The sequence below is a fragment of the Arthrobacter sp. 01N444 genome, from assembly GCF_056399305.1.
Genome location: NZ_JBFTRB010000002.1, coordinates 391,101 through 404,672, shown reverse-complemented (window position 1 = coordinate 404,672; position 13,572 = coordinate 391,101). Strand labels below are relative to the sequence as shown.

Sequence of the window (13,572 nt, the reverse complement as noted above, 5' to 3'; positions counted from 1 at the left end):
CCTGCAGGGGGCCGGCATCTACTGGCCCCGTGTTCCGTCGGCCGGACCGTCGTTGCGGGGATCCTCAGGCGCCGAGGCGCCAAGTCCGGTGACGGTACCTGCCTGCACCGCGGCACCCCCATGATCGGCCGCCTTCTTGGCATTGAACTTCTTCTGCCGTGGGTCAAAGGCGTCCCTCAGGCCGTCGCCGATGAAGTTGATGCTGAGGCAGATGAGCACGATGAACATGCCCGGGAACCAGAAGAGCCAGGGCCGTGTGGCGAAGGCCTGCTGGTTCTGGGAGATGAGCAGGCCCAGCGACGTGTCCGGGGCCTTGACGCCGACGCCGAGGTAGCTCAGCGCCGTTTCGGTGAGGATCGCGGCGGACATGGTCAGGGTCACGTTCACGATCAGCACGCCGACGGCGTTGGGCAGGATGTGCTTGAAGATGATCCTGGCGTTGCTGGCGCCGGAAATCCGGGCCGCATCCACGAACTCGCGTTCGCGCAGGGACAGGAATTCGCCGCGCATCAGTCGGGCCAGGGCGACCCAGCTGATCAGGCCCAGGAAGATTCCGAGGGCCAGGACGCCGTTGGTGCTGGCGAAGGAGGCGAACCAGCTCCCCTGGTCCCGGCGGCCGGCGAGGGCGGCCATGACGGCGGCCAGCAACAGGGCCGGAATGATGATGATGACGTCGGTCAGGCGCATCAGGATGGCCTCGGACCAGCCGCGGAAGTACCCGGAGATGGCACCGACCACGACGCCGATCAGGCCGGCGATGAGGCCGATCACGATCATGATGGTGATGGACTGCTGCGCGCCGCGCATGGTCATGGCGAAGAGGTCGCGGCCGATCCGGTCCTGGCCGAACGGATGTTCGCCCCAGGCCAGCGGCCACAGCGAGGAGGTCGGTGCGCCGCCGTTGACCAGTGGCGAGACTTGCGTGTGGGAGTACTTCCACCAGCCGGGGATTCCCAGGTAACCCACCGAGGTGAAGGCCAGGATGAAAATGAAGGCGAACACCACGAGGCCGATAATGGCGCCGGAGTGTCCGAGGAAACGCTTCCGGACGATCTGGCCCTGGCTGAGACCCTTGGCCTCAAGGACCGGCTCAACGCCGGCCGCGGCTGATATCCGCGAGGCTTCGTCTTCGGCCATGATTACTTCCTGCTGACTTGGCTGGCTCATGCTTTTACCCTTACGCGCGGATCCAGTGCGGAGTAGGCGAGGTCCGCGATGAGGTTGAAGACCATGGCCGTGATGGCCACGCAGATGAAGACGCCCATGACCGGGTTGGGATCGGTGTGCGCGATCCCGTCCAGGAACAGGAAGCCCATGCCGCGGACCGAGAAGACGGTTTCGGTGATGACGGCACCGCCGATCAGCGCCCCAATGTCGAAGGCCACGATCGTGGCGATCGGGATCAGGGCGTTGCGGAAGGCGTGGCGCATGATGACGGTCCGCTCGCTCAGGCCTTTGGCCCGGGCCGTGCGGATGTAGTCCATGTTCATGATCTCGAGCATCGAGGCCCGGGTGAAGCGGGTGTAGCTGGCCAGTGAAATGAGGATCAGGGCCAGGGTGGGCAGGATCAGGTGGGTGAAGGAGTCAAGGCTCAGGACCCAGAAGTCGCCCTGGATGTTCGGCGTGCTGGCACCGATGGTGGCGATCGGCCGGCCGCGCACACGGCTGTTGTTGAAGTAGCTGGGCCACGCCTGCATGTACCGGTCCAGCAGGATCAGGAAGCCGACCAGGAACGAGGTGATGGCTGCCGCCCGCATGGACTGCCCGCGGTCGTAGCCGCCCACCAGATAGCCGATGCCCATGCCGATCAGGACGAAGGCGACCGCCAGGAGCACGATCATCAGGAACGTAGCCTCGTTGAGCAGCGGCTGAAGGAGGAAGTAGAGCACGACTCCGACGCCGACGGCGATGAGGGCCGATTGCAGGGCCTTGCGGTTTTTCAGCCCGGCGGAGAGCAGGGTCACGGCGAACGCGATGCCGACACCGGCGATGGCGATGACCACGGGGCCCATGCCCGGGGTCTTGAACCATTCGGTGGCGGAGAAGTAAATGAGCACCGCGGTGACGAAGGCGAAGGCGACGGCGCCGGCCAGCAGCCGGCGCCGCATGGTCCCGCCCGCCGCGACGGCTGTCACTGCGCCGACGACGACGCCGATCCCGAGGGCCGCGGGCAGCGGCACGTCGGGGTTCCGCAGGAAGTCGTTGAAGCCGATGGCGCCGAATTCCTTGAGCAGGACGGCGACCCAGAAGATCGGCAGTGAGAAGAACAGGAAGGCCATGAACGTCACGCCGTAATCCAGGGTGCTGTACTGCCGCAGGGCGGTGACGATGCCCAGGGTGATGCCGATCAGGATGGCGAGCACCGTTGCCGCGGTGACGAGGGTCAGGGTCTGGACGAGCGCGAAGCCGAGGGCCTCGGTGATGGGCTGACCGGCGATGTTTTTCCCGAGGTCACAGGAGTTGGCGAACGGAACGAGGCACTGGACAGCGCCGCCGAACCATTTGAAGTACCGCAGCGGGGCCGGGGTGTCCAGCTGCAAGAGCTCGGTCCTCGCGTCCATGAGCTGCTGCTTCTGGGGCGTGGGGTTGGCGCGGAATTCCTCGAGGGGATCGCCGGACGCCGCTGTCAGGAGATATACGAGGTAAGACGCACCGAGAAGGATGAGGGCGGCAGTCACGAGCCGCCGGAAGATGTAGGTCACCATTGGAATAGAACCTCGGAATTCGGGCCCAGGGATTGCCCGGACCGGTCGCGGAGTTTGGCCGGTTCCCGCCGATGTGGCGGCGGGACCACGGCATCGTCAGGGATGTCGCCAGAAAGGCGCCGGGACCGAAGAAGCTGTGGTCCCGACGCCTTTCCAGCAGTGTTACTTGGGGTCGCGGGCTACTTCTGCGCCCATTCCCAGAAGTTCCACCAAACGCCGGTCTGGTTCGGCATGTACTTCACACCGGTGATGCGGTCGCTGTACGCGTCCACGCCAACCGACTGGAACAGCGGCAGGCCGTAGGCCGAATCCCAGATCATCTTGTCGATCTGCGCAACGAGGCCGTCCTGCTTGCTCTTGTCGGTGGTGACAATCAGTTCGTCCATCAGCTTGTCGGCTGCGGGGTCGCTGAACTGGTTGAAGTTGGAGTCGTTGCCGGACTTGAAGATCTGCGGAACGCCGGACACGCCGACACCCGAGTTGCTCCAGCCAAAGATGGTGGCATCGTAGCTGCCGTCACCGAGGGCCTTGCCCCAGTCAGACTTGCCGAGGCCGCCGTCGACGATCTTGAAGCCGGCCTTGGTGGCGGACTCGCTGATCAGGGAGAAAGCGTCAACACGGTTGGGGTTGTCCTTGTTGTACATGATGCGAACTTCGGGGGTGGCGCCGTTGAGGAGCTTCTTGGCACCCTCGATGTCCACACCCTGGTAGGCGGAGGAACCATTGTTCTTGGCCGAGTCGGCGTACGGGGCCTGGTCCGGAACGAACAGCTGGGAGTCAAGCGGTGCAGCCTTCGGGTCCAGCTTCTTGACGATCTTGTCGACGATGTCCGTACGCGGGACGGCCTTCATGAACGCCTCGCGGACGTTCTTGTCGGCAAACGGGCCCGAGTAGTTCAGGTCGATGTGGTCGTACGCGAGCTGGTTGCCGACGTCGACCGTCACGCCCTGGCTTTCGAGTGCCTTGAGCTGCTCCACGGTGTCCGCGGATGCCTGCGGGGCGATGATGTCGGCCTCGCCGTTCTTGAGAGCCTGGACCTGGGCGGGTGCCTCACCGATGTAGCGGACGGTGATTTCGTCCAGATTGGCTTCCGGTCCCCACTTGTAGTCCTTGTTCTTGACCATGGTCAGGGACTGGTCCTGGTTGACGCTCTTGACGATGAACGGACCGTTGGAGAGGTAAAGGCTCGGATCGGCCGGCAGGGTCTTGGTGTCAAAGCCGGTGTTCCACAGGTCCGCCATAGCCTTGAGCTGGGCGTTCGCCGGCTTGGGGGCCTTGGAATCGCCGCGGGGCATGCCCTTCAGCAGGTCAATGAACGCCTTGGTGTCCGCCAGGCCTGCCTTCTTGGCCAGGACGTGGGCGGGGATGTCGACGCCGGGGCCGCCGATGGCGATTTCCCAGTCCGCGAAGGGCTTGGAGTACTTCAGCGTCATGCTGCGGCCGTCGTCACCGAGTTCCGGGAAGTCGGTGAGGGCGATACCGGTGGGGTCACCGGCGTAGGAGAAGTAGGACGTTCCGGTCTTACCTTCCGCGTCGGCGTCGTTGTAGTAACCGGAGAAGGCGGCCCACTGCAGCACAAGGTCGGCTGCGGTAACAGGAGTGCCGTCGGACCACTTCACGCCGTCGTTGATGGTGTACTTCACCGTCAGCGGATCGTCAGAGACCTTTTCCATCTTGCCGAACTTCTCATTGCGGACAACGTTGAGCTTGTTGTCGATGTAGAAGAAGCCCGAGTGCGTGGCGTAGCTGACCTTTGAATTGATGTCAGTGTTTCCATCGGCCGTGTTCGGGTTGAACGTATTAAACGCGTTGACCTCTACTACAGTTGCCGATCCGCCTTGCTTGCTTGCTGCCGCCGCAGTGGTCGGGGTTGTCCCGCCACTGTTGCCCGCGCAGGCGCTGAGGGCGATGGCAGCTGCTGCCGCCACGCCCACTGCTTTGGAAATACGACCCAAGCGCATTCCGCCTCCTTGTTTCTGTGGTGTGGGTGAGCCCGGCGCCGAAGGCGCCAGACAGACGTCCACACTCCCCCAGCGGCAGTGTGGCCCGTCTCACATGGCATGAAGCGTAACCCCAAAGACCGTCCGGAGCCACCAAAGTTGACTCACCGTAAAGTTCGTTATGGAGCTGCAACATTGGGCAGGTTCCACAGGGCCAGCTTTCCCACAAAACGTTGACGGCGGCGTAACAAAAGGATAAAAGCGCCGCACACAGGAAAAGCCCCAATCCGAGAATCGGGGCCCCTCCAGTTAATCCTTAATTACTTGGCAGAATTACCGCGCTGCCGGGCGGCGGAGAGCCTCCTTCTCATCACGGCTGACCATCGCGACAGGTCGTTGGCGTGAACTGGGACGGCGGCGGCTCGTATCCTCACGTTCCTCAGCTGCCATCAGCCGGCTTCGAGGACGAAGAAGATGAAGGACAGGAACGCTGTCTTCTCGCCGGTGAGGATGCGTGGCGGAAGGAGTTCGTGCGGTGTGTTTGGAGATGGCCCTGGTTCGCTCACGGTGGCGACGCGGTATCCCGCCGATGTGAAGGCGTTGATCATCGCGTGAAGTGGTCGGTGCCAGAAGGTCAGAACCGCAGGCTCGCCATCGAACTCGTAATCCTCCGAGTACTGCCGGATGGCGAAGTAGTCCTCGGCTGGTTGGGTGATCACGCTGACCGTGGGGTGGTTGACCGACAGGATCAGGCGACCGCCCGGCTTCAGCACGCGCCGCAGTTCGGCAAGTGGTGCCGACCAGTCCTCCAGGTAGTGCAGGACCAGGGACGAGACAACGTCGTCGAAGGAGCCATCGGCGAAAGGGAGCGGCTTGCTGAGGTCGGCCAAGTATAGATCCGCGGTTCCGCCAAGTCGCTGTCTTGCCAGTTCGAGCATCGCAGGACTGGAATCGAATCCGGTCATGATCGCGCCCTTCGCGCTCAGTGCCGCGGACAGGGGCCCGGAGCCGCACCCTGCATCCAGGACCCGGTGGCCGTCGACGTCGCCGGCGAGGCCAATCATCGCCGGCCGCTCGTAGTAGGCGTTGAGGAGGCTGGACTCGTTTTCCGCCGAGTAGCTCTCGGCAAAACTGTCATAATGGTCGGCTTTCACGGATCCTCGCTCTCGCGTAAACGCTCATGGTCAGTACGGTCGGCCCGATCCTAACAACCTGGCCGGAAAGCCCGTAAGCATCGCCCGTTGATAGCAGATTCGGTTTCGTGTGTTGGATCAACGCGGTTGGCCTGCTCTGGTGGTCGAAATGATTACCGTGAGCCAGAACGCCTGCGTCGATAGTTTATTGTCGGCAGATGCAGCAAGACTGAGAACGTGAATATTGTCCTGATACCGCCTCTGCTCTGCTCTCCGCTCGCTTACGCCCCGGTGATCGATACCGTCTGGATGCGCGGGCAAGTCACTTTGGCCGACACCCGGCACGACGACACCATTGCGGCCATGGCCGAACGGATCCTCCGCGAGAACGTCGGCGACATTGCTGTTCTCGGAACAAGCATGGGAGGGTACGTCGCCCTCGAAGTCATCCGCCAGGCGCCCGATCGCGTCACCGCTCTCGCACTCGTAAGCACGTCCGCCCGAGCCGACACCGCGGAGCAGCTCCAAGCGCGGGCGCGCCAGTCCGCGCTCGTTGAAGGCGGGCATTTCGACGCTCTTGTCGACGCCGCCTTCCCTGGCGTCGTCGCGGCAGACAACGAATCCGACGATGCACTCCTAGCCACTTGGCGCTCCATGACCAGCCCAGTCGGTGCAGAAGCCTTCCTCCGACAGCAGCAGGCAGTCGTGCAGCGCGCCGATCTTCGCTCGATTCTGCCGTCCATCGCCTGCCCGACAGCGATCATCCACGGAGCCCAGGACCGCCTCATCCCTCTGAACGCTGCCGAAGAAATGGCAGAAGCGCTGCCCACGGCCCGGTTCACCGTCGTCGAAGGTGCCGGCCACTTCCTGTTCCACGAGCAGCCCGCCGCCGCACGCGACGCCGTAAGCTCCTGGCTTGAGTCCGCCACATAGCCAACTGTCCGTGAAGCCCTTACCCGCTCGCAAAAGCGATAGCCGCCAAGAACACGTGTTCTTAGCGGCTATCGCTTTTGGCCTCAGGGAGATCAGAAACTAGACGTTGAAGCGGAACTCCACTACGTTCGGCAGTCGAACAACGTCACGGGTGGCCGTTCGTGCTTCTCAGGAGGTCGAGGATGGCGGCTTCCTTGGACGGGGCCTGGATGGGTCGGGCCACCACCAGCGATGTCGCGATCGGCGCTCAGCCCTGCGTTGGGCCGCGTCCAGATAGTCCTCGCGCGCCGCATCAAAGACCTCGTGAGGAAGACTCAGCGTTGCACGGCTCAACTGGCGTCCTACCAGCAGATCGCTGATTGCCTCCGGGATCTCCCGCATCCCCCGAGCACCTTTCACGGACCGCCTGAGCTGCACGCCCTGCTCCGTGAGCCGCATCCCCCAGGATGAGTCGACCTCAGCAAGGCTGGAACCGACCAGGACCGCTATTGCCGTCTCTACCCGTTCCCGGGAAGGGACGTCGGCCTGCAGCATGTCCCACCCCGGCAGCAGCGCACGGAGCGACGAGGAGCGCCTCCCATCATGCAGCAGGGTCACGAGCGTTGCAGCGTCATCCATGTCTATGCGGTCCACGCCGTTCAGGCTAGCGCACTCCGAGCCGCCACCGCCTCGGGAACAATCACCGTCTCGGAAGAACGTTAAGTTCCCCAACACTTCGGCCGAGGATTCCCGGGAGGTACCGGAGCTGACTCAGACGTTAAAGCGGAACTCCACCACGTTCCGTCACCAAACAACCCGTTGTAGAACAGGGGGTACGCTGACGAACATACTGGTCGACCATCACGAGATCCGGATTTCGACGGCTACTGCGACCCCATGGTCCGCCGGCTGCTTGAGGACTAATGTTCCCTAGCGTCGCAGCGAGCGGCCAATCTGGCTGATAGCGGCATCATAGGCCACATCCCAGATCCAGCCAGCAGCCGGTGCACCGGCCAGCTCCAGTGACACCAGCCCGTGGACTTGGCCCCACACGACGGCGACCATCGAGGCGATCTCGTCATCCGCTGCTCCGGGCAGCGCTGCGGCAACCGCGGCGAACAGCGGCGCGATCGACGGCTCAGTGGCACCCGGCGTCGGCCGACACGGCACCTGGCCGGCCAGTGAGCCGCCGAACATCAGGCCGTAGAGGATCGGATGCTCCAGTGCCCAAGTTCGGTAAGCCCGGCCCAATGCTTCGAGGCCGGCAGCGGCGACCTCTTGTTGGGAGGCAGCAAAGGAAGCGAAGCCATCGTCGAGCACGGCAGTCAACAGCTCCGCCTTGCCCCCGAAGAGCGAATACACCGCCGTCGTCGACGTCCCAGCGGTAGCGGCAATACTGCGCAGCGATAAGGAGGCGGCGCCGTCGCGGGCGATGAGGGAGGCTGCGGTGTCGAGCAGCCTGCGACGCAGGGTCTCATCGTGGACTATGGGTCTTGCCATAGGACAAGTATTGCATAACACTGTTCTGTAACAGCGTTATGAATAGGAGAAGCCCATGTCGGAGCAAGTGCACGCAGGACGTTTCACTGCCGATCCCGGAGGCGGCCCGGTGACAATCTTCCTGATTGGGATGCGCGCCAACCGGTGGTGGAAATTCGGGAAAGTGGCAAGGGTGGGGGCGGCCATGCCCAGGATGCTTGCCCACCTGGCCAAGACGCCGGAGGCTGGATTGTTGGGCTACCAGCAATGGTTCGGGCGGACGACCATCCTGGTCAGCTACTGGAGGAGCCCGGAGCATCTGCAGCGGTTCGCGGCCGACCGGTCGGCGCCGCACCTTGAGCCCTGGCGCCGATTCATGCGCGAATCCGCCGGTACTGGCGACATCGGCGTATGGCACGAAACCTACGAGACGATGCCCGGTGGCAGGGAAAGCGTGTATAGCGATATGCCGGTCTTCGGGCTGGCAGCCGCTACCGGTCACGTACCAGTGGGAGCGGGACTGAACACCGCACGCCAGCGCTTGGAGGCAGACGAGGTAAGTTGGCGTCTGTCCGAATGAGCCGTCTAGATTGCAGTTTCTCACTGTGCAAGGTCCCCGGCCAATAGTGAAGGCAGAGCCTGTTGATTGGAGTCATCGCCGCGATTCTCCGCCACGGACGGCGACCCGGCACGCTTCCGGTGAACCCGGCGCAGCAAGCCTCACCACCGTGCGAACGGGCCGCAGCACTCCCGAAACAAATCCAAAGTTCCTACGAGGAGAAGAAACTAAATGCCGACTTTCAACGGCCCCGAAACAGGACCCGCTGTCGCCCATTTCGAAACACCGCGCCTTCATGCCCGCCCATTCCATCCGGCAGATGCAGAAGCCTTTGCCGCCTATCGCGCCCAGCCCCAGGTCGAGCGGTACCAAAGCTGGAGCAATTACACCCTTGAACAAGGTCGCACCCTCATCAACTCGATGCAAAACATCCAGCCCGGCATACCGGGAGAGTGGTACCAGTTCGCCCTCGAAAGACGTGCCGACGGCATTCTCATCGGCGATGTTGCATTAAAGGTGAACGACACTGAAAAGAGCGAGGCGGAATTGGGATTTACGCTAGCGCCCGAGCACCAGGGGCACGGGTATGGCCGTGAGGCGGTTCTGGGGCTCCTCGGCTACGCCTTCGAGCAGTTGCATCTCCACCGCATACTAGCTGTCACCGACGCGCTCAACGATTCTGCGGCCCGGCTTCTTGAGAGGGTGGGAATGCGGAGGGAAGCCCACTTCCACGAAAACGTCTTTTTCAAAGGTACGTGGGGAAGCGAGTTCGTCTTCGGAATACTGGACCGGGAGTGGACTGCAGGTCCACGGAGCGTACCGGATCTGCCTCCGACGGAATCGGGCCATAAGGAAACGACCGGGATGGCCCCCTCCCCGGTCGGCATCAAGGGGTTAGCTGTGAAATGACTCGTGAGCGCTGGTAAGGGAAAGACCCGCATCGCCTCGCGTTGGAGTCGCAGGTCATTGGGTATCCGGGGAAAAACCCCGAAATTTCCTATGCACCCGGACTCCGTCCGAAGGTCCTCGACGCTACGACTATCAATTCTGTTACAAGAAATGCCGCCCTCGTACGTTTCACGGAGGGCGGCATTTCTACTGATTCAGGCGAAGAATCTACACATTAAATCTAAATTCCACGACGTCGCCGTCGGCCATGATGTATTCCTTGCCTTCGATCCGGACCTTGCCACGGGCCTTCGCCTCGGCCATGGAACCGGCCTCGATCAGGTCATCGAAGGAGACGACCTCGGCCTTGATGAAACCGCGCTGGAAATCGGAGTGGATCACGCCAGCCGCCTGCGGGGCAGTGTCGCCCTGGCGGATGGTCCACGCGCGGGTTTCCTTGGGGCCGGCCGTCAGGTAGGTCTGCAGTCCGAGGGTGTGGAAGCCGACGCGGGCCAGCTGGTCCAGCCCGGATTCATCCTGGCCGTTCATTTCCAGCATCTCGCGGGCTTCTGCCTCGTCGAGCTCCACCAGGTCGGACTCGAGCTTGGCGTCCAGGAAGATGGCGTCGGCGGGGGCCACGAGGGCCCGCAGTTCCGCCTGCTTCTCCGGACTGCCGAGGATTCCCTCGTCGGAGTTGAAGACATAGATGAAGGGTTTGGCCGTGAGCAGGCCGAGTTCCTTGAGGTGCTCCATCTCCAGCTTGTCGCTCTTGATGGACGAGAAGATGGTGTCGCCGCGTTCCAGCACTGCCTGCGCCGCCAGGATGGCCGCCAGTTCGGCGGCCTCCCGCTTCTTGATCTTGACTTCTTTTTCGATCCGCGGGATGGCCTTTTCGATGGTCTGCAGATCGGCCAGGATCAGCTCGGTGTTGATCGTCTCCATGTCGGAGCTGGGATCGACCTTGCCGTCGACGTGGATGACGTCCGGGTCATCGAACACGCGGACAACCTGCGCGATGGCCTCGGCCTCACGGATGTTGGCGAGGAACTGGTTGCCGAGGCCCTCGCCCTCGGAGGCGCCCTTGACGATGCCGGCGATATCCACGAAGGACACGGCGGCGGGCAGCAGGCGCGCGGAGCCGAAGATGCCGGCCAGCTTTTCAAGCCGGGCATCCGGCAGGTTCACGACGCCGATGTTGGGCTCGATCGTGGCGAACGGATAGTTCGCCGCGAGGACCTGGTTGCGGGTCAGTGCGTTGAAAAGGGTTGATTTGCCGACGTTGGGCAGTCCGACGATGCCAATAGTAAGAGCCACGAGCATATATTCTACCCGCACCAGCCGCCGGCCGTTGCTGCGGCCTGCGGCTGCGCCTGTGGCGCGGCAGGGTGCCGGCGCGGGCGCGGGGCGGTGTGGGGTGTTCCCGGGGCGTTGTCGGGTGGTGCGGCGGGTACATCCCGGAGTGTTCCAGGGTGTTCCAGGGTGTTCCGGGCGTCGAAGCCAAAACTGTCACAGGGGCATGTCACAGTGAAGACATGGAAGCTTTTTCTCTGATTCTCGCCCTGCTCATGCTGCTCACGGGCGCCGTCACCGGCGCCGCCGTCGTCTATGTCCTGCTGCGCCGGCGCTATCTGGCCGTGGAACAGGACTTCGACGGCGTGTCAGCCCGGCTGTCCGAGGTCAGCGCCCAGTTCGCCGCCGCCGACGCCGAGAGGCGCCTGCTCGCGGCCCAGAACCGGGAACTCGGCGAGTCCCGGAACCACGACGGCAGTGTGCTCCGTGCGCTGGCGCCGGTGGCAGAAAAGCTCACTGCCGTGCAGCAGCAGGTATCCCTGCTCGAACGCGACCGGCTGGAGCAGTACGGCCAGCTGGCCCAGCAGCTGCAGGAGGCCCGCCTGTCCGATGAGCAGCTGCTGCGGTCCACGCATGCGCTGGAGTCCGCTCTGCGCTCCAACAGCGCCCGCGGCCAGTGGGGCGAGGTCCAGCTGCGCCGGGTGGTCGAGGCGGCAGGCATGCTGCGGCACGTGGACTTCCACGAACAGCTCCACAGCGGGCAGGCCCACAGCTCCGGCACGGACGGCAGCCTCCGGCCCGACCTCGTGGTGCAGCTGCCCGGCGACAAGCAGCTGGTGGTCGACGCAAAGGTCCCGCTGGCGTCGTATCTTGCCGCCCAGGACCTCGGCGCCGCCCAGGCGGGCCAGCAGTCCTCGCAGCTGCCCGGCAGCCAGCAGGCGCACCTCGCCGCCCATGCCAAGGCCCTGAAGGCCCATGTGGACGCGCTGGGCAGCAAGAAGTACTGGGACATCCCAGGCAACTCTCCGGAGCTGGTGGTCTGCTTCCTGCCGGCGGAATCAATCCTGGCCGCCGCCCTCACGGCCGACCCGGCCCTGCTGGACTACGCACTGGCCAAGAACGTGGTCCTGGCCTCCCCCGGGACCCTGCTGGCGGTGCTGAAGTCGGTGGCGTTCACGTGGCGGCAGGACGTGTTGACGGACAGCGCCCGGGAACTCTTCGAGCTCGCCCGGCAGCTCTACGACCGGATGGGCACGCTCGGCGAGAACGTCACCAAGCTGGGGTCCTCGCTGAAGACCTCGGTTGAGCGGTACAACTCCATGGTCGGGACCCTTGAGGCGCGCGTCCTGCCGACCGCGAGGAAACTCAACGCCCTGGAAGCCGCCGGACTGGCCACTCCCCCCGCCGTCGAAGTTACACCGCGGGCAGTCGCGGCCCCGGAACTTCAGTCCCGTGACGAGTCAGAAGAGTCCGCGGCCTAGGTGCCCTGCGCTTGGGTCTCAGTACCCCAGGACTGTCCAATGCCCAGGACTGTCCAGTACCCAGGACTGTCCAGTGCTTAGGACTGTCCGGTGCCTAGGACTGTTCGGGGCGGGTGCCGCGGCCGCCGAGGGCGCGGGTGACGTCGCCGGCCTGCTTCAGGGTGGCCCGGAGCTCCTTCGGCAGGGAGAACAGGAGGTCTTCCTCGGCCGTGACGACTTCCTCGACCGATCCGTAGCCGTAGTCGGCGAGGAGCCGCAGCACATCCTTGACGAGGACTTCCGGGACAGAGGCCCCCGACGTCACGCCCACCGTGGCGACGCCCTCGAACCACGTCTCGTCAACCTCGTTGGCGAAGTCGACCCGGTAGGAGGCCTTGGCGCCGTATTCCAGCGCCACCTCCACGAGGCGGACCGAGTTTGAGGAGTTGGCGGAGCCCACCACGATCACCAGATCCGCCTGGGGCGAGATCTTCTTGATGGCCACCTGGCGGTTGGTGGTGGCGTAGCAGATGTCGTCGCTGGGCGGGTCCTGCAGGGTGGGGAACCGCTCCTTGAGCAGGCGCACGGTCTCCATGGTCTCGTCCACGCTGAGGGTGGTCTGCGAGAGCCAGATGACCTTTTCCGGGTCGCGGACCGTGACCTTGTCGACCTCGTGCGGGCCGTTGATGATCTGGATGTGTTCGGGGGCCTCGCCGGCGGTGCCTTCGACTTCCTCATGGCCGTCGTGGCCGATCAGCAGGATGTCGAAGTCATCCTTGGCGAACCGGACGGCTTCGCGGTGCACCTTGGTGACCAGCGGGCAGGTCGCGTCAATGGTGCGCAGGCCGCGGTCCTCGGCGGACTGGACGACGGCGGGCGAGACTCCGTGCGCGGAAAAGATCACGAGGGCGCCTTCCGGAACCTCGTCGGTTTCATCGACGAAGATGGCGCCCTTTTCCTCCAGGGAGCTGACCACATGGACGTTGTGCACGATCTGCTTGCGGACGTAGACCGGCGGGCCGTAGTGTTCCAGGGCTTTTTCCACCGCGATGACTGCACGGTCCACGCCGGCACAGTAGCCGCGCGGGGCTGCCAGGAGGACCTTTTTGGGACCGGCGACCGGGGCCGCGGCCAGGACGTCTTCCGGGGAACGCCGCCTGCGCGGAACGGATGGCATCGGAACGGAGACAGCGGTGGTGGTCATGC

At 64.0% G+C, this 13,572-nt stretch carries 11 protein-coding genes; 4 read left to right on the top strand and 7 right to left on the bottom strand.

Features of this window, described 5'->3' with window-relative positions; translation table 11 throughout:
- Positions 1-18 precede the first annotated feature (18 nt).
- The 4 genes from AC1DKN_RS04175 to AC1DKN_RS04160 all read right to left on the bottom strand — a co-directional run bounded on the left by AC1DKN_RS04175 (position 19) and on the right by AC1DKN_RS04160 (position 5,799).
- Positions 19-1,137: an ABC transporter permease gene (locus AC1DKN_RS04175; protein ID WP_476850371.1), complete on the bottom strand. Its 1,119-nt coding sequence runs from the start codon at positions 1,135-1,137 to the stop codon at positions 19-21.
- A 26-nt stretch (positions 1,138-1,163) separates the two neighbouring features.
- Complete coding sequence (locus AC1DKN_RS04170) at positions 1,164-2,705, bottom strand: ABC transporter permease (RefSeq protein ID WP_476850338.1); 1,542 nt, start codon at positions 2,703-2,705, stop codon at positions 1,164-1,166.
- 179 nt (positions 2,706-2,884) lie between these two features.
- Positions 2,885-4,666, bottom strand: a complete 1,782-nt coding sequence (locus AC1DKN_RS04165; protein ID WP_223913883.1) for an ABC transporter family substrate-binding protein — start codon at positions 4,664-4,666, stop codon at positions 2,885-2,887.
- A gap of 428 nt (positions 4,667-5,094) precedes the next feature.
- A complete protein-coding gene (locus AC1DKN_RS04160) occupies positions 5,095-5,799 on the bottom strand; it encodes a class I SAM-dependent methyltransferase (RefSeq protein WP_476870514.1) in 705 nt (234 codons plus the stop codon).
- A gap of 216 nt (positions 5,800-6,015) precedes the next feature.
- Here AC1DKN_RS04160 and AC1DKN_RS04155 point away from each other — a divergent pair, with 216 nt between their 5' ends.
- The gene (locus AC1DKN_RS04155; RefSeq protein ID WP_476870513.1) at positions 6,016-6,711 is read left to right on the top strand and encodes an alpha/beta fold hydrolase; all 696 of its coding nucleotides are present in this window, start codon (positions 6,016-6,018) and stop codon (positions 6,709-6,711) included.
- Positions 6,712-7,620: 909 nt separating this feature from the next.
- Here AC1DKN_RS04155 and AC1DKN_RS04150 read toward each other — a convergent pair.
- On the bottom strand, positions 7,621-8,190 hold the full coding sequence (locus tag AC1DKN_RS04150; protein WP_476850334.1) for a TetR/AcrR family transcriptional regulator: 570 nt from the start codon (positions 8,188-8,190) through the stop codon (positions 7,621-7,623).
- A gap of 55 nt (positions 8,191-8,245) precedes the next feature.
- Here AC1DKN_RS04150 and AC1DKN_RS04145 point away from each other — a divergent pair, with 55 nt between their 5' ends.
- Positions 8,246-8,749 carry a DUF4188 domain-containing protein gene (locus AC1DKN_RS04145; RefSeq protein WP_476870512.1) on the top strand — a complete coding sequence of 168 codons (504 nt, stop codon included), beginning with the start codon at positions 8,246-8,248 and terminating at the stop codon, positions 8,747-8,749.
- A gap of 210 nt (positions 8,750-8,959) precedes the next feature.
- Positions 8,960-9,637 carry a GNAT family N-acetyltransferase gene (locus AC1DKN_RS04140; RefSeq protein ID WP_476850332.1) on the top strand — a complete coding sequence of 226 codons (678 nt, stop codon included), beginning with the start codon at positions 8,960-8,962 and terminating at the stop codon, positions 9,635-9,637.
- A gap of 207 nt (positions 9,638-9,844) precedes the next feature.
- Here AC1DKN_RS04140 and ychF read toward each other — a convergent pair whose 3' ends face one another.
- Positions 9,845-10,930, bottom strand: a complete 1,086-nt coding sequence (gene ychF, locus AC1DKN_RS04135) for a redox-regulated ATPase YchF (RefSeq protein ID WP_028275710.1) — start codon at positions 10,928-10,930, stop codon at positions 9,845-9,847.
- 218 nt (positions 10,931-11,148) lie between these two features.
- Here ychF and AC1DKN_RS04130 point away from each other — a divergent pair, with 218 nt between their 5' ends.
- Positions 11,149-12,387: a DNA recombination protein RmuC gene (locus AC1DKN_RS04130; protein ID WP_230008652.1), complete on the top strand. Its 1,239-nt coding sequence runs from the start codon at positions 11,149-11,151 to the stop codon at positions 12,385-12,387.
- A 94-nt stretch (positions 12,388-12,481) separates the two neighbouring features.
- On the opposite strand, the gene AC1DKN_RS04125 is transcribed toward AC1DKN_RS04130, so the two are convergent.
- Positions 12,482-13,570, bottom strand: a complete 1,089-nt coding sequence (locus tag AC1DKN_RS04125; RefSeq protein ID WP_018773787.1) for a 4-hydroxy-3-methylbut-2-enyl diphosphate reductase — start codon at positions 13,568-13,570, stop codon at positions 12,482-12,484.
- Positions 13,571-13,572 lie beyond the last annotated feature (2 nt).